The sequence below is a fragment of the Streptomyces sp. NPDC054956 genome (assembly GCF_053609185.1).
Window position 1 is genome coordinate 15318 of record NZ_JBSGXB010000018.1, and the last position, 19637, is coordinate 34954.

21 protein-coding genes and 1 tRNA gene are annotated in these 19637 nt (G+C 71.2%); 12 read left to right on the forward strand and 10 right to left on the reverse strand.

Annotation, left to right across the window (positions count from 1 at the left end):
- Positions 1-79: 79 nt before the first annotated feature.
- From nhaA to ACWGDE_RS05845, 4 genes are all read left to right on the forward strand, one after another.
- On the forward strand, positions 80-1513 hold the full coding sequence (gene nhaA / locus ACWGDE_RS05830) for a Na+/H+ antiporter NhaA (protein ID WP_453387724.1): 1434 nt from the start codon (positions 80-82) through the stop codon (positions 1511-1513).
- A 50-nt stretch (positions 1514-1563) separates the two neighbouring features.
- On the forward strand, positions 1564-2022 hold the full coding sequence (locus tag ACWGDE_RS05835) for a phage holin family protein (RefSeq protein ID WP_453387725.1): 459 nt from the start codon (positions 1564-1566) through the stop codon (positions 2020-2022).
- The gene (locus ACWGDE_RS05840; protein ID WP_453387726.1) at positions 2019-2978 is read left to right on the forward strand and encodes an alpha/beta fold hydrolase; all 960 of its coding nucleotides are present in this window, start codon (positions 2019-2021) and stop codon (positions 2976-2978) included. The genes ACWGDE_RS05835 and ACWGDE_RS05840 overlap by 4 nt, the downstream gene beginning before the upstream one ends.
- Positions 2979-3133: 155 nt before the next feature.
- Positions 3134-3307 carry a hypothetical protein gene (locus tag ACWGDE_RS05845; RefSeq protein WP_453387727.1) on the forward strand — a complete coding sequence of 58 codons (174 nt, stop codon included), beginning with the start codon at positions 3134-3136 and terminating at the stop codon, positions 3305-3307.
- A 76-nt stretch (positions 3308-3383) separates the two neighbouring features.
- On the opposite strand, the gene ACWGDE_RS05850 is transcribed toward ACWGDE_RS05845, so the two are convergent.
- The 3 genes from ACWGDE_RS05850 to nth all read right to left on the reverse strand — a co-directional run bounded on the left by ACWGDE_RS05850 (position 3384) and on the right by nth (position 6338).
- On the reverse strand, positions 3384-4586 hold the full coding sequence (locus ACWGDE_RS05850; RefSeq protein ID WP_453387728.1) for a MarP family serine protease: 1203 nt from the start codon (positions 4584-4586) through the stop codon (positions 3384-3386).
- 13 nt (positions 4587-4599) lie between these two features.
- Entirely contained in the window at positions 4600-5367 is a 768-nt protein-coding gene (locus tag ACWGDE_RS05855; RefSeq protein ID WP_453387729.1) for an NUDIX hydrolase, read from the reverse strand.
- 179 nt (positions 5368-5546) lie between these two features.
- On the reverse strand, positions 5547-6338 hold the full coding sequence (gene nth / locus ACWGDE_RS05860; RefSeq protein ID WP_453387730.1) for an endonuclease III: 792 nt from the start codon (positions 6336-6338) through the stop codon (positions 5547-5549).
- Positions 6339-6735: 397 nt separating this feature from the next.
- On the opposite strand from nth, the gene ACWGDE_RS05865 reads away from it, so the two are divergent.
- Both ACWGDE_RS05865 and ACWGDE_RS05870 read left to right on the forward strand, forming a co-directional pair.
- Positions 6736-7410, forward strand: a complete 675-nt coding sequence (locus ACWGDE_RS05865) for a Crp/Fnr family transcriptional regulator (protein WP_003981529.1) — start codon at positions 6736-6738, stop codon at positions 7408-7410.
- A 188-nt stretch (positions 7411-7598) separates the two neighbouring features.
- Positions 7599-8408: a nucleotidyltransferase domain-containing protein gene (locus ACWGDE_RS05870; protein ID WP_453387731.1), complete on the forward strand. Its 810-nt coding sequence runs from the start codon at positions 7599-7601 to the stop codon at positions 8406-8408.
- Between the two features lie 7 nt (positions 8409-8415).
- Here ACWGDE_RS05870 and ACWGDE_RS05875 read toward each other — a convergent pair whose 3' ends face one another.
- The 4 genes from ACWGDE_RS05875 to ACWGDE_RS05890 all read right to left on the reverse strand — a co-directional run bounded on the left by ACWGDE_RS05875 (position 8416) and on the right by ACWGDE_RS05890 (position 10935).
- Complete coding sequence (locus ACWGDE_RS05875; protein ID WP_453387732.1) at positions 8416-9261, reverse strand: MBL fold metallo-hydrolase; 846 nt, start codon at positions 9259-9261, stop codon at positions 8416-8418.
- On the reverse strand, positions 9258-10190 hold the full coding sequence (locus ACWGDE_RS05880) for an NUDIX hydrolase (protein ID WP_453387733.1): 933 nt from the start codon (positions 10188-10190) through the stop codon (positions 9258-9260). The genes ACWGDE_RS05875 and ACWGDE_RS05880 overlap by 4 nt, the downstream gene beginning before the upstream one ends.
- A gap of 110 nt (positions 10191-10300) precedes the next feature.
- Positions 10301-10774 (reverse strand): RidA family protein, encoded by a 474-nt coding sequence (locus tag ACWGDE_RS05885; protein ID WP_453387734.1) that lies wholly within the window; start codon positions 10772-10774, stop codon positions 10301-10303.
- A complete protein-coding gene (locus tag ACWGDE_RS05890; RefSeq protein ID WP_112447450.1) occupies positions 10771-10935 on the reverse strand; it encodes a DUF4177 domain-containing protein in 165 nt (54 codons plus the stop codon). Before ACWGDE_RS05890 ends, ACWGDE_RS05885 begins: the two co-directional genes overlap by 4 nt.
- Before the next feature lie 76 nt (positions 10936-11011).
- Between ACWGDE_RS05890 and ACWGDE_RS05895 the strand changes: the two genes are divergently transcribed.
- Both ACWGDE_RS05895 and ACWGDE_RS05900 read left to right on the forward strand, forming a co-directional pair.
- Positions 11012-11992 (forward strand): ArsA family ATPase, encoded by a 981-nt coding sequence (locus ACWGDE_RS05895; protein ID WP_453387735.1) that lies wholly within the window; start codon positions 11012-11014, stop codon positions 11990-11992.
- Complete coding sequence (locus ACWGDE_RS05900; RefSeq protein WP_453387736.1) at positions 11989-13275, forward strand: ArsA family ATPase; 1287 nt, start codon at positions 11989-11991, stop codon at positions 13273-13275. The genes ACWGDE_RS05895 and ACWGDE_RS05900 overlap by 4 nt, the downstream gene beginning before the upstream one ends.
- Before the next feature lie 56 nt (positions 13276-13331).
- Here ACWGDE_RS05900 and ACWGDE_RS05905 read toward each other — a convergent pair whose 3' ends face one another.
- Positions 13332-13682 (reverse strand): WhiB family transcriptional regulator, encoded by a 351-nt coding sequence (locus ACWGDE_RS05905; RefSeq protein ID WP_453387737.1) that lies wholly within the window; start codon positions 13680-13682, stop codon positions 13332-13334.
- 385 nt (positions 13683-14067) lie between these two features.
- Between ACWGDE_RS05905 and ACWGDE_RS05910 the strand changes: the two genes are divergently transcribed.
- Positions 14068-16341: a transglycosylase domain-containing protein gene (locus ACWGDE_RS05910; RefSeq protein ID WP_453387738.1), complete on the forward strand. Its 2274-nt coding sequence runs from the start codon at positions 14068-14070 to the stop codon at positions 16339-16341.
- A gap of 104 nt (positions 16342-16445) precedes the next feature.
- Here the strand turns inward: ACWGDE_RS05910 and ACWGDE_RS05915 are convergent, their stop codons facing one another.
- Positions 16446-16907: a GatB/YqeY domain-containing protein gene (locus ACWGDE_RS05915; protein WP_453387739.1), complete on the reverse strand. Its 462-nt coding sequence runs from the start codon at positions 16905-16907 to the stop codon at positions 16446-16448.
- Between the two features lie 79 nt (positions 16908-16986).
- Here ACWGDE_RS05915 and ACWGDE_RS05920 point away from each other — a divergent pair, with 79 nt between their 5' ends.
- From ACWGDE_RS05920 to ACWGDE_RS05930, 3 genes are all read left to right on the forward strand, one after another.
- Entirely contained in the window at positions 16987-17925 is a 939-nt protein-coding gene (locus tag ACWGDE_RS05920) for a metallophosphoesterase (RefSeq protein ID WP_453387740.1), read from the forward strand.
- Between the two features lie 31 nt (positions 17926-17956).
- On the forward strand, positions 17957-18658 hold the full coding sequence (locus ACWGDE_RS05925; protein WP_453387741.1) for a Pr6Pr family membrane protein: 702 nt from the start codon (positions 17957-17959) through the stop codon (positions 18656-18658).
- A 40-nt stretch (positions 18659-18698) separates the two neighbouring features.
- A tRNA-Pro gene (locus tag ACWGDE_RS05930) sits at positions 18699-18772 on the forward strand.
- 88 nt (positions 18773-18860) lie between these two features.
- On the opposite strand, the gene ACWGDE_RS05935 is transcribed toward ACWGDE_RS05930, so the two are convergent.
- Positions 18861-19481 (reverse strand): DUF1326 domain-containing protein, encoded by a 621-nt coding sequence (locus ACWGDE_RS05935; protein ID WP_453387742.1) that lies wholly within the window; start codon positions 19479-19481, stop codon positions 18861-18863.
- Between the last annotated feature and the right edge of the window lie 156 nt (positions 19482-19637).

Genomic DNA, 19637 nt, shown 5'->3' on the forward strand with positions numbered 1-19637 from the left:
TACTCCACAGGGTGCGCCGGGAAGTCTGGTCGGCAACGTGCTTCGTCATGCCGTCCAACCCACCCCGGAGGTGCCACCCGTGGCCGCGCCCACCCCCACCGACAACCACAGCCGCAAGCTCCTCGGCCGCCTCTCGCTGCCCGAGCGCCGCTTCGTGGCCGACGCCCTGCGCGCCGAAACGGTGGGCGGGGTACTGCTCCTCGTGGCCGCGATCGCGGCCCTCGTCTGGGCCAACGTCCCGGCCATCTCGGACAGCTACGACAGCGTCCGCTCCTTCCACATCGGCCCCGCCTCCCTCGGCCTGGACCTCTCGCTCCAGCACTGGGCCGCCGACGGCCTGCTCGCCGTGTTCTTCTTCGTCGCCGGCATCGAGCTCAAGCGCGAGCTCGTCGCGGGCGATCTGCGCGACGCGAAGGCGGCCGCGCTCCCGGTGATCGCCGCCGTCTGCGGCATGGCCGTGCCCGCGCTGGTCTACGTACTGGTCAACGTGCTCGGCGACGGATCGACGGACGGCTGGGCGGTCCCGACCGCCACCGACATCGCCTTCGCGCTCGCCGTCCTCGCCGTCATCGGAACCTCGCTGCCCTCCGCGCTGCGCGCCTTCCTGCTGACGCTCGCCGTCGTGGACGACCTGTTCGCCATCATGATCATCGCGGTGTTCTTCACCAGCGAGATCAACTTCCTGGCCCTCGGCGGCGCGGTCGCCGGCCTGATCCTCTTCTGGTTCCTGCTGCGCGTGGGCGTCCGGGGCTGGTACGTCTACATCCCGCTCGCCCTGGCCATCTGGGGCCTGATGTACAACAGCGGGGTCCACGCCACCATCGCGGGCGTCGCCATGGGTCTGATGCTGCGCTGCCACCGCAAGGAGGGCGAGCACCACTCCCCCGGCGAGCACATCGAGCACCTGGTCCGGCCCGTCTCGGCGGGGCTGGCCGTCCCGCTCTTCGCCCTCTTCTCCGCCGGCGTCTCCCTCTCCGACGAGTCCATCGGCCAGGTCTTCACCCGGCCCGAGACCCTCGGCGTGGTCCTCGGCCTGGTGGTCGGCAAGACGATCGGCATCTTCGGCGGCACCTGGCTGGCCGCCCGCTTCACCAAGGCCGAGCTCAACGAGGACCTCGCCTGGCCGGACGTCCTCGCCGTGGCCTCGCTCGCGGGCATCGGCTTCACCGTCTCGCTCCTCATCGGCGAGCTCGCCTTCACCGACGACCCCCTCCTCACCGACGAGGTCAAGGCCGCCGTCCTGATCGGCTCGCTCATCGCCGCGATCGTCGCCTGCGTGATGCTCAAGATGCGCGACCGCAAGTACAAGGCGCTGACCGAGGCCGAGGAGCTCGACGCGGACCTCGACGGCATCCCCGACATCTACGAGCAGGACAAGCCGGAGTACCACCTGCGGATGGCCAAGATCTACGAGGCCAAGGCCGCGGAGCACCTGCGCAGGGCCGAGGCGGCCGCGTCCGGAGCCGGCGAAGGGCCGGGCGGGTCCAGCGCCGACGGCGGCCGTCCGGCATGATCTGACTGACGAGGACAGCCGTCGCCGACGGACGACAGAGGGAGAGAGCGATGAGCGCAGTGGACCAAGGGGCCCCAGGAGCCGAGCGCACACTCGGTCAGCTGGTCGCCTCGGCCACCGCCGAGATGTCCGCCCTGGTGCACGACGAGATCGCCCTCGCCAAGGTGGAGATCAAGCAGGACGTCAAGCGCGCGGGGATCGGCAGCGGGGCGGCCATCGCCGCGGGCGTGCTCATCCTGTTCTCCCTGCCGGTGCTGAGCATCGCGGCGGCGTACGGGATCCACAACCTCGGGCTCGGCCTGGCCTGGTCGTTCCTGATCGTCGGCGGCGCGTTCTGGCTGCTCGCGGGCCTGGTCGGACTGCTGGCCATGGCGAAGTTCAAGAAGATCAAGCCGCCGGTCAAGACCATCGCCTCGGTCAAGGAGACCGCGGCCCTCGTCGGCACCGTCAAGCCGCACGCGCGGTCGGTCAGTGACAAGGCTGTGGGTGTGGCACGCTCGTCTTCATGACAGCGCCCTCGTCGGAATCCGGCACTCCCCCCACCGCCGCCACCGCGGTACGGATCGACATCCCCGGCGGGCGAACGGTGACCCACCGGGACGTCGCGGCCAACGGGGCGCGGTTCCACGTCGCCGAGCTGGGTGACGGGCCGCTGGTGCTGCTCCTGCACGGTTTCCCGCAGTTCTGGTGGACGTGGCGGCACCAGCTGACCGCGCTCGCCGACGCCGGCTACCGGGCCGTCGCGATGGACCTGCGCGGGGTGGGCGGCAGCGACCGCACCCCGCGCGGCTACGACCCCGCCAACCTGGCGCTCGACATCACGGGGGTCGTACGGTCCCTCGGCGAGCCCGACGCCGCCCTCGTGGGGCACGACCTGGGCGGCTACCTCGCCTGGACGGCGGCCGTGATGCGGCCCAAGCTGGTGCGCCGGCTGGTGGTGTCCTCGATGCCGCACCCGCGCCGCTGGCGCTCGGCGATGCTGTCCGACTTCGGGCAGACGCGGGCCAGTTCGCACATCTGGGGATTCCAGCGGCCGTTCGTGCCGGAGCGTCAGCTCGTCGCCGACGACGGGGCGCTCGTCGGGGAGCTGATCCGGGACTGGTCGGGTCCCCGGCTACCCGAGGAGGACGACATCGCGGTGTACCAGCGGGCGATGTGCATCCCGTCCACGGCGCACTGCTCGGTGGAGCCGTACCGCTGGATGATGCGGTCCATGGCGCGGCCGGACGGGCTGCAGTTCAACCGGCGCATGAAGCGGCCGGTGCGGGTGCCGACGCTGCACCTGCACGGCTCGCTCGACCCGGTGATGCGGACGCGGAGTGCGGCCGGGTCGGGACAGTACGTCGAAGCCCCGTACCGCTGGCGGCTGTTCGACGGGCTCGGGCACTTCCCGCACGAGGAGGACCCGACGGCCTTCTCGACCGAGCTGATCAACTGGCTGAAGGATCCCGAGCCGGACCGCTGAGCCGGACTGCCGAGGCGGGCCGCCGAGGCGGGACTTCGGTCCGGGCGTGACGCGTGGGGTGACTTGTATGACAAGCATTCAATTGCCTGGCGCATAGGCCAATTGGCCGCCCCCAACGCGATTACCGACCTTGGGGCCCGGGCACAGCTCGGAGTATGGGCTGGACGCACGACTACGGTGACACCGCACACGAACGCCGCTCGACGGTCACGCCGGGCACGCACAGGGGGCACGGCCACGACGGCCAGGACCTCCGACTCGGAATTCCGCGCATCCTGCGCCGCCGGGCCCGCTGGGTCTCGGCCCGGCTGCGGCACCAGCGCACGTAGGCCCGGCGCCCGAGGGGCGCGGTCAGAGGGCTCGGTCAGAGGGCTCGGTCGGCGGGACTCGGTCAGCGGAGCCCGGTCAGAGGGCGCAACCCTGGCTCTCCACCCGCCGGTCGGCCGTCCTGCCGATCCTGATGTCGTCGCGGATCTCGTCCGCCGTCAGGGCGTAGCCGGTGTTGGGGTCGTCCAGGGACTTCGCGAACACGACCCCGTACACCTTGCCGTCGGGCGTCAGCAGCGGTCCGCCGGAGTTGCCCTGGCGGACCGTCGCGAACAGCGAGTAGACGTCCCGCCGCACGGTTCCCCGGTGGTAGATGTCGGGGCCGTTGGCGTTGATCCGGCCGCGGACGCGCGCCGAGCGGATGTCGTACGCGCCGTTCTCGGGGAAGCCCGCCACGATCGCGTCGCTGCCGCTCACCGCGTCCTTGTCGGTGAACTCCAGGGCGGGCGCCTTCAGCTTGGGCACGTCCAGGACGGCGATGTCGCGCTCCCAGTCGTAGAGCACGACCTTGCCGTCGTAGAGCTTGCCCTCGCCGCCGACCTGCACGGTGGGCTCGCCGACGCCGCCGACCACGTGCGCGTTGGTCATCACCTTGCCCGGCGCGAAGACGAAGCCGGTGCCCTCCAGCACCTTGCTGCACGCGGGCGCGGTGCCGACCACCTTCACGATCGACTGCTTGGCCTGCTCGGCCACGGGACTGCGCGCGAGCTCCGGATCGGGCGCCCTGACCTCGGTGATCGGCTCGTTGGAGAACGGGCTGAAGACCTGCGGGAAGCCGTTGCGGGCCAGCGTGGAGCTGAAGTCCGAGAACCAGTTGTTCGCCTGGGCCGGGAGCACCCGCGAGACGCCGAGGAGGACCTTGGAGTTGCGGACTTCCTTGCCCAGCGTGGGAAGTGACGTACCGGCGAGCGCGGAACCGATCAGCCAGGCCACCAGCAGCATCGCGACCACGTTCACCAGGGCGCCGCCCGTCGCATCGAGCGCGCGGGCCGGGGACCAGGTGATGTGGCGGCGGAGCTTGTTGCCCAGATGGGTGGTCAGGGCCTGGCCGATCGAGGCGCAGACGATGATCACGACGACGGCGATGACGACGACCGTGGTGGACACCTGGGTGCCGTTGTCGGTGACCCGGTCCCAGATCAGGGGCAGCAGGGACACGGCGACGAGACCACCGCCGAGGAAGCCGATCACCGACAGGATGCCGACGACGAACCCCTGGCGGTAGCCGACGATCGCGAACCATACGGCGGCGAGCAGCAACAGGATGTCCAGCACGTTCACATGGGCCACCGTCTCATGCGCGCCAGTCGAGCGGGACTTCCCGGGACCGGTCCCAGGGGCGCTCCCAGCCCGCGAAGTGCAGGATCCGGTCGATCACTCCGGCGGTAAAGCCCCAGACCAGGGCCGATTCGACGGTGAAGGCCGGGCCGTGGAAGCCGCTCGGGTGGACCACGGTGACCCGGTGCTCCGGGTCCGTGAGATCGGCCACGGGCACCGTGAAGACGCGGGCGGTCTCGGCCGGGTCGACGGCGCCGACCGGGCTGGGGGTGCGCCACCAGCCCAGAACCGGGGTCACGACGAACCCGCTGACCGGGATGTAGAGGCGGGGCAGCACGCCGAACAGCTGGACGCCGGCCGGGTCCAGGCCGGTCTCCTCCTCGGCCTCGCGCAGCGCCGCGCGCAGCGGGCCGGTGGTGTACGGGTCGCCGTCCTCCGGGTCGAGGGCGCCGCCGGGGAAGGAGGGCTGGCCGGGGTGCGAGCGCAGGGTGCCGGCGCGCTCCATGAGCAGCAGCTCGGGACCGCGGGGGCCCTCGCCGAAGAGGATCAGTACGGCGGACTGGCGGCCGCCGCCGTCCTCGGGCGGCAGGAACCGGCTGAGCTGGGTGGGGCGGACCGTCCGGGCCGCCTCGACGACGGGGTCGAGCCAGGTGGGCAGGCCGTGGGCGCGCAGCGCGATGTCGGCGCGGCCCTGGCCGTCATGGCCGTACGGGGCCCCGTGCGCGGTGGCTGCGCCGGGCCCGGCGACGGTGTCCGCCCGGCGGTTCTGCGTGGCCTCTGTCATAGGCACCCCTGTCCGTGGTCCCCCACACATCGCCAAACGCGGTGCGGGTAGCGATTCGTTCCTTGCGGGTGCGGCGCCGTTGCCGGGGGCCGGCCCCGGGCCCCCGCCCCTCACACGCCGGCGGGGCTGGGTTGCCCCGGCAGGGCCTCGACGCGGCTCAGGCTCCGGCGGGGCCGGATCTACCGCGCCGGGGCCGGGAGGCCCGGGTAGTCCGGGGGTGGGGTCAGGCGCTGGCCGGGCTGGCCGCCCTTCTCGTACTTCAGCAGCTTCGCCGCCTTCACCGGGTCGGTTTCGCCCTCCCCGTAGGCCGGGCAGAGCGGGGCGATCGGGCAGGCTCCGCAGGCGGGCTTGCGCGAATGGCAGATCCGGCGGCCGTGGAAGACGACGCGGTGGGAGAGCATCGTCCACTCGCTCTTGGGGAAGATCGCGCAGATCTCCGCCTCGACCTTCTCCGGGTCCTCCTGCTCGGTCCACTTCCAGCGCCGCACCAGCCGGCCGAAGTGGGTGTCCACCGTGATCCCGGGGACTCCGAACGCGTTGCCGAGGACGACGTTCGCCGTCTTGCGGCCGACCCCGGGGAGCGTCACCAGGTCCTCGATCCGGCCGGGGACCTCGCCGCCGAAGTTGTCGCGCAGGGCCTGCGACAGGCCGAGGAGGGACTTTGACTTCGCCCGGAAGAACCCGGTCGGCCGGATGAGCTCCTCCAGATCCTCGGGGGCGGCCGCGGCCATGTCCTCGGGGGTCGGATAGGCGGCGAAGAGGGCCGGGGTCGTCTGGTTCACGCGCAGGTCGGTGGTCTGCGCGGACAGGACGGTGGCGACCAGCAGCTCGAAGGGATTGCGGAAGTCCAGCTCCGGATGGGCGTACGGGTAGACCTCCGCGAGCTCGCGGTTGATCCTGCGCGCCCGCCGCACCATCGCCAGGTGGCTCTCCGGCTTCGCCGCGGCCTTCTTGACCTTGCTCTCTGCCATCCCCGAAGGCTACGCCGCGGAGCCCTTCGCCCGTGGCCGGACGTGATCTCCGCCCCGCCGGGGTTTCTTGGCCGAAGCTTTGCCCTGAAGTGGGGGTGAAGGCTCCGGAGGGACCCACGTCGAGGCATGTTCGCCCACGGCTGAATTTTGGGTAGCGGTCACTCCCCCGGAGCCCTTGGCCTGTGCTCTCACCGGCCTGTTGGACCCCCGGCCGGTCCGGGGCCGAGCACCGACACCCGCCCAGGACCTCAGGTAACACCACCCCGATCGGCCTCTCGCCGCACAGCACACCCGTACGTCCGGCATCCTTGTGATGAACGTGATTGATCGCACTGTTTGAGCCGTCCGGCAAAATGGGGGAGCGATCCCTTGGCCGGTCGACATAGGAGAGAGACTCGTGGACGACGTACTGCGGCGTGCCCCGCTCTTCGCGGCGCTCGATGACGAGCAGGCCGCGGAGCTCCGCGCCTCCATGGGCGAGGTGACCCTCGCACGCGGTGACGCCCTGTTCCACGAGGGCGATCCCGGTGACCGGCTCTACGTCGTCACCGAGGGCAAGGTGAAGCTGCACCGCACCTCCCCCGACGGCCGCGAGAACATGCTGGCCGTCCTCGGCCCCGGCGAGCTGATCGGCGAGCTGTCGCTGTTCGACCCGGGCCCGCGCACCGCCACCGCGACCGCGCTGACCGAGGTCAAGCTGCTCGGCCTGGGACACGGCGACCTCCAGCCGTGGCTCAACGCACGGCCCGAGGTGGCCACCGCGCTGCTGCGCGCCGTCGCCCGCCGCCTGCGCAAGACCAACGACCAAATGTCCGACCTGGTCTTCTCGGACGTTCCGGGCCGTGTGGCCCGCGCCCTCCTCGACCTGTCGCGCCGCTTCGGCGTGCAGTCGGAAGAGGGCATCCACGTCGTGCACGACCTCACGCAGGAGGAGCTCGCGCAGCTCGTCGGCGCCTCGCGCGAGACCGTGAACAAGGCCCTCGCCGACTTCGCGGGCCGCGGGTGGCTCCGTCTGGAGGCGCGCGCGGTGATCCTGCTGGACGTGGAGCGGCTGGCGAAGCGCTCCCGCTGACGCCGGTCTCAGCGGTTTGAGGGGTCCTGCTCGGTCGGGCGGGGCCCCTTCGCGTTTCCGGGCGGCGCCGTTGCGGGGGCTCCGCCCCCCGAGGCCCCCGCGCCTCAATCGCCGGCCGGGCTGAATTTCCGCCGGCCGCGGGCGTTTATTCGAAGCTCCGGTCCGCAAGGACGGGCACAGTGGGGCCCATGGAGCACAGAGGGCTGGACACGTACGGGTACTTCGAGCGCGAGGGATCGCTCGGGACGGTGCAGGCGGAGTTCAAGGGCGTCGTCGCCGCCGCGCGCGAGAGGATCGCGGAGGCGTACGGGAGGCGGCTGCACAGCGCCTACCTCTACGGATCCCTCCCGCGCGGCACCGCCCGGCCCGGGCGGTCCGACCTGGACCTGCTGATCGCCCTCCAGCACGAGCCCGCGGACGAGGACCGGGACACCTCCGAGGTCCTCGCCCGGGGCCTCGACGAGGACTTCCCGGTGATCGACGGGGTCGGCGTCCTGCTGTACGGCAAGGACCGGCTGCTGAGCGAGCAGGAACGATTCGACCTGGGCTGGTTCCTCGCCTGCCTGTGCACCCCGCTGCTCGGCGCCGATCTGGCCGAGCACCTGCCCCGCTACCGTCCCGACAGCCTGCTCGCCCGCGAGACCAACGGCGACCTCGCCGCCCTGCTGCCCTGGATGCGCGACAAGGCCCGGGACGCCGCCACGCCGGAGGAGTACCGCAAGCTCTGCAGGAGCTTCTCGCGGCACCTGGTGCGGACCGGGTTCACCCTGGTCATGCCCCGGTGGGGCGGCTGGACCAGCGACCTCGTGGAGTCCGCGGAGGTCTTCGGGCGGTACTACCCGGACCGCGCCGACCAGATGCGGGCCGCGGCCGCCGCCGCGCTGGACCCGGTGGCGGACCCGGCCGTCCTGCGCGCGTACGTGGAGGACCTCGGGCCGTGGCTCGCGGACGAGTACACGGCCCGGCACGGCATCAAGGGGCCCCGGGGCGCGGTCTAGGCCGGGCTCACTCCGGGCTGCCGGGGATCAGCCCGTGGTCCTGGAGGTACTCGAGCTGCGCCCGTACGGACCATTCCGCCGCCGGCCACAGCGAGCGGTCCACGTCCGCGTAGACGTGGGCGACGACCGCCTCGGGGGTGGTGAGCCCGTTCTCCACCGCTGTCTCGATCTGCGCGAGGCGGTGGGCGCGGTGGGCGAGGTAGTACTCGACCGCGCCCTGGGCGTCGTCCAGGACCGGCCCGTGGCCCGGGAGCACCGTGTGGACCCCGTCGTCGACCGTCAGGGAGCGCAGCCGCCGCAGGGAGTCCAGGTAGTCGCCCAGCCGCCCGTCGGGGTGCGCCACGACCGTGGTGCCGCGCCCCAGGATCGTGTCCCCGGTCAGGACCGCCCGGTCGGCGGGCAGGTGGAAGCAGAGCGAGTCGGCGGTGTGGCCCGGGGTCGGGACCACGCGCAGCTCCAGTCCGCCGGTGCGGATGACGTCCCCGGCGGCCAGGCCCTCGTCACCGAGGCGCACGGCGGGGTCGAGCGCGCGGACCTTCGTACGGGTCAGCTCGGCGAAGCGCGCGGCGCCCTCCGCGTGGTCGGGGTGGCCGTGGGTGAGGAGGGTGAGCGCGACCCGCTTGCCGGCTTCCTCGGCGGCCTTGACGACCGCCCGCAGGTGTACGTCGTCCAGCGGGCCGGGGTCGATGACGACGGCCAGGTCGGAGCCGGGCTCGGAGACGAGCCAGGTGTTGGTGCCGTCGAGGGTCATCGCGGAGGCGTTCGGGGCCAGGATGTTCACCGCGCGGGCGGTGGCGGGCCCGGAGACGACCACGCCGCGGGGCTGGCCGGGCAGGGCGGCTGCGTCGGTCATGCGGTGGCTCCTCCGGGGCTCGCGAGGCGGACGCGCTTGGTGAACTCGTCGTGGCCGGGCCAGCTCAGCACCAGCTCTCCGTCCTCGATGGAGGCCCGGGCCAGTACCGGTGCCAGGTCTTGCCCCGAGGCCGCGGCGAGGGCCTCGGCGGCGCTCGCGTACGGCTCCAGGGAGCGCAGGGTGGTGATCGTGGGCGGCATCATCAGCAGCTCGCCCTTGTCGTAGCCGGCGGCGGCGTCGGCGGGCCGGATCCAGACCGTGCGGTCGGCCTCGGTGGAGGCGTTGCGGGTGCGCTGGCCGGCCGGGAGGGCCGCCACGAAGAACCAGGTGTCGTAGCGGCGCGGCTCGAACTCCGGGGTGATCCAGCGGGCCCACGCGCCGAGCAGGTCGGAGCGCAGGACGAGGCCCCGGCGGTCGAGGAACTCGGCGAAGGACAGCTCGCGGGCGACGAGGGCCGCGCGGGCGGCCTCCCAGTCGTCGCCGGTGGTGTCGTCGACGACGGTGTCCGCGGACTCGCCGGCGAGCAGGACCCCGGCCTCCTCGAAGGTCTCGCGCACGGCTCCGCAGACGATCGCCTGGGCGGTCGCGGGGTCGGTGCCCATCCGGTCGGCCCAGTCCTGGCGGCTCGGACCGGCCCAGGCGATGAGGTGGTCCTCGTCGCGCGGGTCGACGCCGCCGCCCGGGTAGGCGTACGCGCCGCCCGCGAAGGCCATGGAGGCGCGGCGGCGGAGCATGTGGACGGTGGGGCCGGTGCCGCCGTCTCCGTCCCGCAGCAGCATGACCGTGGCGGCACGCTTGGGCGGGACCGGGACGAGGGCGCCCTCGTTGAGCGCGCGGATGCGGTCGGGCCACTCCGGCGGGTACCACTGGCCTCCGGCGGGGGGCTCGGGCTGCGGCTCGGGCTGCTGACCATGCTGACCATTCGGCATGGCGGGATGCTACGGCCATCCGGCCCGATGTTCGAGGGTCACCCGCCTCTGGGCGCATCAAACGCCGGAGGGGCTGGATATTCCAGCCCCTCCGGCGTTTGAGCAGGGGATCAGGCTCCCGGTACCAGCTCTACCTGGATCTCGATCTCGACCGGGGCGTCCAGCGGGAGGACCGCCACGCCGACCGCGCTGCGCGCGTGGACGCCGCGCTCGCCGAGGACCGCGCCCAGGAGCTCGCTGGCGCCGTTCAACACGCCCGGCTGGCCGGTGAAGTCGGGGGCCGAGGCGATGAAGCCCACGACCTTCACGACGCGCGCGATCTTGTCGAGGTCGCCGGCGACGGACTTCACCGCGGCGAGCGCGTTGAGCGCGCAGGTCGCGGCCAGTTCCTTGGCCTGCTCCGCCGAGACCTCGGCGCCGACCTTGCCGGTGACCGGCAGGCTGCCCCTGACCATCGGGAGCTGGCCCGCGGTGTACACGTACGCGCCCGAGCGCACGGCCGGCTGGTACGTGGCCAGCGGCGGGACGACCTCGGGCAGGGTCAGGCCGAGTTCGGCCAGCTTCGCCTCGACGACGCCGCTCATGCCGCCTTCTCCCGCTTCAGGTACGCCACGAGCTGCTCCGGGTTGTTCGGGCCGGGCACGACCTGGACGAGCTCCCAGCCGTCCTCGCCCCAGGTGTCGAGGATCTGCTTGGTGGCGTGGACCAGCAGCGGAACGGTCGCGTATTCGAACTTCTTGGTCATGGAAGCGAGGGTAGTGCCTGCCGTGCTGCCCCCCGCCACCACCGCCGCCGACCCGGAGGAATTAGGCTCGGGCCCTGTGAGCAGGCTCCAGGTGGTCAGCGGCAAGGGCGGCACCGGCAAGACCACGGTCGCCGCGGCACTCGCGCTCGCCCTCGCGCGCGAGGGCAGGCGGACACTTCTGGTGGAGGTCGAGGGCAGGCAGGGGCTCGCGCAGCTCTTCGGCGCGGAGGCGCTCCCGTACGAGGAGCGCAAGATCGCCGTGGCCTCGGGCGGCGGCGAGGTGTTCGCGCTCGCCATCGACGCCGAGCGCGCGCTGCTCGACTACCTCCAGATGTTCTACAAGCTCGGCTCGGCCGGACGCGCCCTCAAGAAGCTCGGCGCCATCGACTTCGCGACGACCATCGCGCCGGGGCTGCGGGACGTGCTGCTGACGGGCAAGGCGTGCGAGGCCGTGCGCCGCAAGGACAAGGCCGGCCGGTACGTCTACGACCACGTGATCATGGACGCGCCGCCGACCGGGCGGATCACCCGCTTCCTGAACGTCAACGACGAGGTGGCGGGGCTGGCCCGGTTCGGGCCCATCCACAACCAGGCGCAGGCCGTCATGAAGGTGCTCAAGTCCCCCGAGACGGCCGTGCACCTGGTCACGCTGCTGGAGGAGATGCCCGTGCAGGAGACCGCCGACGGGATCGCCGAGCTCCGCGAGGCGGGCCTGCCGGTGGGGCGGGTCGTGATCAACATGGTCCGGCCGCACCACCTCGACGAGGACGCCCTGAGCGCCGCCGCCGGGGAGCGCCGCTCCGACGTGGCCAAGGCGCTGTCCCGGGCCGGCCTCGGCGGCGCCCGGCGCGGAGGGCTGGCCGAGCGGCTGGTGGACCCGCTGCTCTCGCAGGCCGTGGAGCACGCGAGCCGGGTGGAGCTGGAGCGCGCCCAGCGGGCCGTACTGGAGGAGCTCGACGTGCCGGCGTACGAACTGCCCCTGGTCGGCACGGGAATGGACCTGGCCGGGCTCTACGGGCTCGCCGCGGAGCTGCGGAAGCAGGTGGGCGAGGAATGAGCGAGGCCATGAAGGCGAGCATGGGGGCGCCGCCGCGGCTGGCCGTGGACGGGCTGCTGGACGATCCGCAGACCCGGATCATCGTGTGCTGCGGAGCGGGCGGCGTCGGCAAGACCACGACGGCGGCGGCGCTCGGGCTGCGGGCGGCGGAGCGCGGGCGCAAGGTGGTCGTGCTGACCATCGACCCGGCGCGCAGGCTGGCGCAGTCGATGGGGATCGACTCGCTCGACAACACCCCGCGCAGGGTCTCCGGCGTGACGGGCGACGGCGGCGAACTGCACGCCATGATGCTCGACATGAAGCGGACCTTCGACGAGATCGTCGAGGGCCACTCGGACCCCGAGCGCGCGCAGGCCATCCTCGCCAACCCCTTCTACCAGTCCCTGTCGGCCGGCTTCGCGGGCACGCAGGAGTACATGGCGATGGAGAAGCTGGGGCAGCTGCGGTCCCGGGACGACTGGGACCTGATCATCGTGGACACCCCGCCGAGCCGGTCCGCGCTGGACTTCCTGGACGCGCCGGGACGACTGGGGTCCTTCCTGGACGGGAAGTTCATCCGGGTGCTGATGGCTCCGGCGAAGGTGGGCGGCCGGGCGGGGATGAAGTTCCTCAATGTCGGCATGTCGATGATGACCGGCACGCTGAGCAAGCTGATGGGTGCCTCGCTGCTGAAGGACGTACAGACCTTCGTGGCCGCCATGGACACCATGTTCGGCGGTTTCCGCACGCGCGCGGACGCGACGTTCCAGCTGCTGCAGGCTCCCGGTACGGCCTTCCTCGTGGTGGCCGCGCCGGAGGCGGACGCCCTGCGCGAGGCGGCGTACTTCGTGGAGCGGCTGGCCGCGGAGAAGATGCCGCTGGCCGGGCTCGTACTGAACCGGGTGCACGGCAGCGGCGCCGACCAGCTGTCCGCGGAGCGGGCGTTGGCGGCCGCCGAGAATCTTGAAGAGGGCGGCATTGTCGATCAGGAGTCCGGGAAAGCTGGACTTCGTGACTCCCCCGACAGCGAGAGCGACCCTTACGGCGACGACCCCGACGGCGACGGCGACGCGGACCGCGCCTCCGACACCGATGTGGACGAGATCACCGCGGGACTGCTGCGCCTGCACGCGGAGCGCATGCAGGTGATCGCGCGCGAACAGCGCACGCGTGACCGCTTCACCTCGCTGCACCCCGAAGTGGCGGTGGCCGAAGTGGCCGCCCTGCCCGGCGATGTGCACGACCTCGCCGGGCTGCGGGCCATCGGAGAGCGACTCGCGGCCGGGGTACCGGCCGGAGCTTAGGCGTCCGTACGCAGCCCCCGGCTCGGGGGCGTTCGTACGCGGATGGCTCGGGTGATCTACCCGGCTGCCGCGTAGCTCTCGTACGGAACGTCGATCTCTCCGTCGACATCCACGGTGAGGATGCCCGTACTGCGCTCGTACTCCGTGCGGGCGGTCTCGAGCAGTCGCCGCCACGAGGTGACGGTGGGACGCCGGCGCAGCAGCGCACGTCGTTCCCGCTCGGTCATTCCGCCCCATACTCCGAACTCGACACGGTTGTCGAGCGCGTCGGCCAGGCACTCGGTCCGCACCGGACATCCGGTGCACACCGCCTTGGCCCTGTTCTGTGCCGCTCCTTGAACGAACAGTTCATCCGGATCGGTAGTGCGGCAGGCTGCCTGCGCACTCCAGTCGGTAACCCAGCCCATCCCGGCGCCGTCCTCTCCCGAATCGAGGCTCCCCCACGGCGGTAGCGGCATATTCACCGCTGCCAGTTGAGGACGTTACGGAAGGCGAGCACAGTGCAACACCCCCGACGGGCCCAATCTTGAATGGCCCGAACGGACTATGGGTAAGCGGCAGATCACCCGACGGAGTGATCCTGCGACATGCCCGACCATTCCGGCGATTTGGGTGAAATCGACGGGGCAGCCTGATCACAGGGGGCGAGATTCGGACATGCGTCCACCCCATTCGGGAAGGGTGAAAAACAAGCCGAGGGGTTGATGTCCCACCGCACTGCTGTGACAGTTGAGGACAGCTTAGGCCAAGGCATTCGCGTGTGTCCGGCGAATGAGAACGTAGGCTGCCCTCATGGGAAAGAAGCGCTCGGGCGGCGGGCTCACGGGGCCACAGCAGGCCGCCAAGTTCCTCGGTGTGTCCGTTCTCTCCGGAGTTGTACTCGCGGGCATCGCGATCCCGGGCGCGGGTGCCCTGGGTCTCGCGGCCAAGGGAACGGTCGAGGGGTTCGATGAGATCCCGGCCAATCTCAAGACGCCGCCGTTGAGCCAGCGCACCACGATCCTGGACTCCGAGGGCGGCTTGATCGCCACGGTCTATTCGCGCGACCGGCAGGTGGTCCCGCTCACGGCCATCTCCCCGTACATGCAGAAGGCGATCGTCGCGATCGAGGACTCCCGGTTCTACGAACACGGTGCGATCGACCTCAAGGGCATCCTGCGCGCGGTCAACCGCAATGCCCAGGAGGGCGGCGCGGCACAGGGCGCGTCCACGCTGACGCAGCAGTACGTGAAGAACGTCTTCGTGGAAGAGGCCGGCGACGACGAGACCAAGGTGCGCGAGGCCCAGGAGAAGAGCCTCGGACGCAAGATCCGCGAGCTCAAGTACTCGATCCAGGTCGAGGAGGAGCTCGGGAAGAAGAAGATCCTCGAGAACTACCTCAACATCACCTACTTCGGCCAGCAGGCCTACGGAATCGAATCCGCGGCCCAGCGCTACTTCAGCAAGCCGGCCAAGGACCTGACCCTGGAGGAATCGGCGCTGCTCGCGGGCGTCGTGCAGTCGCCGAGCCGGTTCGACCCGGTGAACGACTCGCAGGAAGCGATGAAGCGCCGCAACGTCGTCCTCCAGCGCATGGCCGACATGAAGGACATCTCGCAGGCCGAGGCGGACGCGGCGAAGGCGAAGCCGGTCACGCTGAAGGTGACCAAGCCGAAGAACGGCTGCATCACCGCCGTCAAGGGCGCCGGCTTCTACTGCGACTACGTCCGCAACACGTTCCTCGACGACGCCGCCTTCGGCAAGACCCGCGAGGAGCGGGCGAAGGTGTGGAACCAGGGCGGCCTCACGGTCCGCACGACCCTGGACCCGCAGTCGCAGGACGCCGTCAACGAGTCCATCAAGGACCACGTCGACCAGGACGACAAGGTCGCGACGGCCGTCACCCTCGTGCAGCCCGGCACCGGCCGGGTCCTGGCGATGGGGCAGTCCAAGCCGTACGGCTTCGGCAAGAACGAGACCCAGATCAACTTCTCGGTGGACAAGAAGATGGGCGGCTCGAACTTCGGCTTCCCGACCGGCTCCACCTTCAAGGCGTTCGTCGCGGCCGCCGCCATCGAGCGCGGTCTGCCGCCGACGAAGATGTACAACTCCCCGTACGACATGGACTACCCGAGCCCCGTGCAGACCTGCGGCGACAAGCCCTGGGTCAACACGTCCAAGGACCGGGTGGAGAACGAGACCGAGTCCGAGGTCGGCCCGTACGGGATGAAGGAGGCGATGGCCAAGTCGGTCAACACCTACTTCGTGGAGATGATCTCCGAGATCGGCCTGTGCCCCGTCACCGACATGACCAGCAAGCTCCGGGTGGTCCCGGCCAACGGCACCAAGCTCCCGGAGGTCCCGGCCATCGCGCTGGGCACCGAGGGCATGTCCCCGCTGACCATGGCCAACGCGTACGCCACCTTCGCCAACCGCGGCATGTACTGCACCCCGGTCGCCATCGAGTCGATCACCGACTCGCACGGCAAGGCGCTGACGGTGCCGAAGTCCAAGTGCGACCGCGCGATGTCCGAGAAGACCGCCGACACCATCAACACGCTGCTGCTCGGCGTGGTCGACTCCGGTACGGGTCAGAACGCGGGTCTGACCGACCGGCCGAGCGCGGGCAAGACCGGTACCACCGACAGCCGCTACAACGCCTGGTTCGTCGGGTACACCCCGAACATGTCCGGCGCGACCTGGGTCGGCTCCGGCGGCTCCAAGCAGGTCTCGATGGAGAACATCACCATCGGCGGCAAGTACTACGACAAGGTCTTCGGCGGCGGACTGCCCGGCCCGATCTGGAAGCAGGCGGTCTCGGGCGCGCTCTCGGGCCGCGAGGCGCCGAACTTCACCACGGTGGCCATCGCCGACACCCCGAGCCCGGCCGCGGGCGGCAAGCCCAACACGGGCAGGAACAAGCCCGGCAAGCCGGGCCGCGACGGCAAGCCCGGCGACGGGCAGCCGGGCGGCCAGCAGACCGCCGGCGCCACGGGCGGAACCCCGGGCGGCAACACGGGCGGCACCGACGACCCGCTCGGCGGGATCGTCTTCCCGCCGGGGATCATCGGCGGCCGCGAGCGCTAGTCGCGCGGGACACCCGTAGCCAGAGACACCCCTGGCTGGAGGAATGAGCGAGGGCCTCCACCGGATCACCCGGTGGAGGCCCTCGTTTCGTCTCTTGGGGCCTGCTAGGAGAGGTGCTTCTTGACCGCGGCGGCGATGCGCCCGCCCTCCGCGAGGCCGGCGACCTTCGGTCCCACGATCTTCATCACGGCGCCCATGGCCCGCGGCCCCTCGGCGCCCGCCGCCTTGGCCTCCTCGACGGCCTGCGCCACGATCGCGGTGAGCTCGTCGTCGCTCAACTGCTTGGGCAGGTAGGTGTCGAGGAACTCGCCCTCGGCGGTCTCGCGCGCGGCCTGCTCGGGACGGCCACCCTGCGCGAAGGCCTCCGCGGCCTCGCGGCGCTTCTTCGCCTCCTTGGCGATCACCTTGAGGACTTCCTCGTCGGAGAGCACACGTGCTTCCTTGCCCGCGACCTCCTGGTTGGTGATGGCGGACAGGGTCAGGCGCAGCGTGGACGAGTGGAGCTCGTTGCGCGCGCGGATGGCGGTGGTGAGGTCTTCCTGGAGCTTGGCCTTGAGCGTGGTCATGCCCCGAGTCTGCCAGGTGCGGGGGCTCCGGCGCCCGTCCGTTTCCGGGTGTGCCCGCGGGGTCTGCGAACATGAGGGCATGCGTGCGCGTTACGGAGTACCCCTGAAGGTCACCGCCGGTATCGCCGCGGCGGGGGCCGCCGGTGTGGCCTATGCCGCCGGTTTCGAGGCGCGGTCCTTCCGCCTGCGACGAGTCACGGTGCCGGTGCTCCCACAGGGGGCGCGCCCGCTGCGCGTCCTGCAGGTCTCGGACATCCACATGGTCGGCGGGCAGCGCAAGAAGCGCGCCTGGCTCCAGTCGCTGGCCGGACTGCGCCCCGACCTCGTCGTGAACACGGGAGACAACCTCTCCGACACGGAGGGCGTGCCGGAGGTGCTCGACGCGCTCGGCCCGCTGATGTCCTTCCCCGGCGTGTACGTCTTCGGGTCGAACGACTACTACGGCCCCCGGCTGCGCAACCCCGGCCGCTACCTGCTGGAGAAGGCGCAGGGCCGGCACGGGCTGAACGGCAACGCGCCGGTCGTCGGCGCCGTCCACAACCCGTGGGAGGGCATGCGGGACGCCTTCGACGCGGCCGGCTGGCTGAACCTCACCAACACCCGGGCCCGGCTCAAGCTCGACGGGATGGAGCTGGCCTTCACCGGCCTGGACGACCCGCACATCAAGCGCGACCGGTACGAGCAGGTCGCGGGCGGGCCGGAGGCGGACGCCGACTTCTCGATGGCGGTCGTCCACGCCCCGTACCTGCGCGTCCTGGAATCCTTCACCGTCGACCGCTACCCGCTGATCCTGGCCGGGCACACGCACGGCGGGCAGCTGTGCGTCCCCTTCTACGGCGCCCTCGTCACCAACTGCGACCTGGACACCAAGCGGGTGAAGGGCCTCTCCACGCACGAGGCGGAGGGGCACCGCTCCTACCTCCACGTGTCGGCGGGCTGCGGCACCAACCGCTTCACCCCGGTGCGGTTCGCGTGCCCGCCCGAAGCGACACTGCTGACACTGACCCCGAAGGCCTAACGCGGGCCGGTCCGGCGGGTACGTTGACCGGATGATCGCACCCGCCGGCGCTGTCGCCGCCCTGCGCCTTCCGACCGTCGCCTTCCGCGCGCTGATCGCGGCCGCGGCCTTCACCGGCCTCGTCATCGAGTGCGCGTACGGCAGCGTGCCCGTCGTCCTGAGCTTCTTCACGATCTGGACGAACATCCTGGTGGCGGTGGTCTTCGCCCTGTCGGCCGTCCGCGCGTACCGGCGCGAGCCGGACCTCGACCCCCTCTGGCGGGGCGGGGTCCTGCTCTTCATCCTGATCACCGGGCTGGTCTTCCACCTGGTCCTGGCGAACCCGTCGAGCCCCTTCAACGTGGTCGAGGACCTGGACAAGCTGTCGGGGGCGAAAGCCGTCTCCAACCAGCTCCTCCACACGGTCACCCCCATCGGCGCCGTCCTGGACTTCCTCTTCCTGACCGCCCCGCGCACCCTGCGCCCGCGCCACGCCGCCCAGTGGCTGGCCTACCCGCTGGCGTACGTGATCTTCGCGCTGATCCGCGGCGCCCTCCTCTCCCCCGGCACCCCGCACCGGTACACGTACCCCTTCATCGACGTCGCCCAGTACGGCTACGCGCGCGTCACCCTGAACGCGGTGATCCTGGGCGTCGCCTTCTACGCCCTCGGCCTCGCCCTGGTCACGGCGGACCGCTACCGGCCCCCGCGCGAAAACCGGATTTCGTCTCCGGCCGAGGGTCCGCTAAAGTAATCGATGTCGCCAGGGCAGCAAGCGCTGCAAGGGTGGACATCGGGGTGTAGCGCAGCTTGGCAGCGCGCTTCGTTCGGGACGAAGAGGTCGTGGGTTCAAATCCCGCCACCCCGACTTCGCAAGACCAGGTCAAGGGCCTGATCCGCATCGCGGGTCAGGCCCTTCCTGCGTTTCCGGTGATCATTGGGGGGCCGGCTGCGCGCTACCGCCCCATGGGAGCGCCCTCGGGCTCCTCGCTGGAGAAGGCGTAGTCGGACTGCTCTCCGTACTCCGGCTCGAAGGTCAGGCCGAAGGCACTGGACGTGCCGCTCGTGCGGCCCAGGGTGAACTCGGGGGAGAATCCGAACATCGCGTTCTTCATGGTCGTGGGGCCACCATCGGGACCGCGGAGAGGTTCGAATGTGAGCTCCGTCTTCCCGCCGACGCTGAGCCGGGGCGTCTCCCCGTCCGTCAGGGAGACGCTCGCCCGCGCCACACCGAGGTACTCGCCGTAGAACTGCGACAGTTCGCCGAACGCACCGCCTTCGCGCCCGGACAGAATGCGCTCGAGTGCGTCGACCTGCTCGTCGCTGGCACCCTCGTCGACGACGATGCCGACCTTCCAGTTGCCGGACGTCAGGTTGGAGGGGAAGTGGTTGTAGAAGGCGAAGGTCACCCCGGACAGGTCGACGTCGTCCAAGCGACCGTCCGCCACATGGAAGGCGGCGCACCCGAGGCATTCCTCGCGTCCCTGCGGGTCGTGCGGCTTCGCGTCGACGGCACACCCGCAGACCATTGCGCATGAGCAACCAGCCAGGTAGTTGCCCGAGATGTTCCACGTCATGACTGCTCCCGCTCGCTGGATGGTTTCCGCCGTCCGACGGTGCGGACGGCGCCGGCATCGGGAGCGGCGGGCGGGGAGCGCTCGGACCGTGCGGCGGGCACGCGCCAGGCCGTGGAGCCGAGGCCGACCCGGACAGCGGCGGCGTACGTCGCCCAG

What these genes read in the sequence shown, in the direction of transcription:
- ACWGDE_RS05835 (WP_453387725.1), top strand. Translation starts at nt 1,564, where the DNA reads ATGAGCGCAGTGGACCAAGGGGCCCCAGGAGCCGAGCGCACACTCGGT.
- ACWGDE_RS05840 (WP_453387726.1), top strand. Translation starts at nt 2,019, where the DNA reads ATGACAGCGCCCTCGTCGGAATCCGGCACTCCCCCCACCGCCGCCACC.
- ACWGDE_RS05845 (WP_453387727.1), top strand. Translation starts at nt 3,134, where the DNA reads ATGGGCTGGACGCACGACTACGGTGACACCGCACACGAACGCCGCTCG.
- ACWGDE_RS05855 (WP_453387729.1), bottom strand. Translation starts at nt 5,367, where the DNA reads ATGACAGAGGCCACGCAGAACCGCCGGGCGGACACCGTCGCCGGGCCC.
- nth (WP_453387730.1), bottom strand. Translation starts at nt 6,338, where the DNA reads ATGGCAGAGAGCAAGGTCAAGAAGGCCGCGGCGAAGCCGGAGAGCCAC.
- ACWGDE_RS05870 (WP_453387731.1), top strand. Translation starts at nt 7,599, where the DNA reads ATGGAGCACAGAGGGCTGGACACGTACGGGTACTTCGAGCGCGAGGGA.
- ACWGDE_RS05875 (WP_453387732.1), bottom strand. Translation starts at nt 9,261, where the DNA reads ATGACCGACGCAGCCGCCCTGCCCGGCCAGCCCCGCGGCGTGGTCGTC.
- ACWGDE_RS05880 (WP_453387733.1), bottom strand. Translation starts at nt 10,190, where the DNA reads ATGCCGAATGGTCAGCATGGTCAGCAGCCCGAGCCGCAGCCCGAGCCC.
- ACWGDE_RS05885 (WP_453387734.1), bottom strand. Translation starts at nt 10,774, where the DNA reads ATGAGCGGCGTCGTCGAGGCGAAGCTGGCCGAACTCGGCCTGACCCTG.
- ACWGDE_RS05890 (WP_112447450.1), bottom strand. Translation starts at nt 10,935, where the DNA reads ATGACCAAGAAGTTCGAATACGCGACCGTTCCGCTGCTGGTCCACGCC.
- ACWGDE_RS05900 (WP_453387736.1), top strand. Translation starts at nt 11,989, where the DNA reads ATGAGCGAGGCCATGAAGGCGAGCATGGGGGCGCCGCCGCGGCTGGCC.
- ACWGDE_RS05905 (WP_453387737.1), bottom strand. Translation starts at nt 13,682, where the DNA reads ATGGGCTGGGTTACCGACTGGAGTGCGCAGGCAGCCTGCCGCACTACC.
- ACWGDE_RS05910 (WP_453387738.1), top strand. Translation starts at nt 14,068, where the DNA reads ATGGGAAAGAAGCGCTCGGGCGGCGGGCTCACGGGGCCACAGCAGGCC.
- ACWGDE_RS05915 (WP_453387739.1), bottom strand. Translation starts at nt 16,907, where the DNA reads ATGACCACGCTCAAGGCCAAGCTCCAGGAAGACCTCACCACCGCCATC.
- ACWGDE_RS05920 (WP_453387740.1), top strand. Translation starts at nt 16,987, where the DNA reads ATGCGTGCGCGTTACGGAGTACCCCTGAAGGTCACCGCCGGTATCGCC.
- ACWGDE_RS05925 (WP_453387741.1), top strand. Translation starts at nt 17,957, where the DNA reads ATGATCGCACCCGCCGGCGCTGTCGCCGCCCTGCGCCTTCCGACCGTC.
- ACWGDE_RS05935 (WP_453387742.1), bottom strand. Translation starts at nt 19,481, where the DNA reads ATGACGTGGAACATCTCGGGCAACTACCTGGCTGGTTGCTCATGCGCA.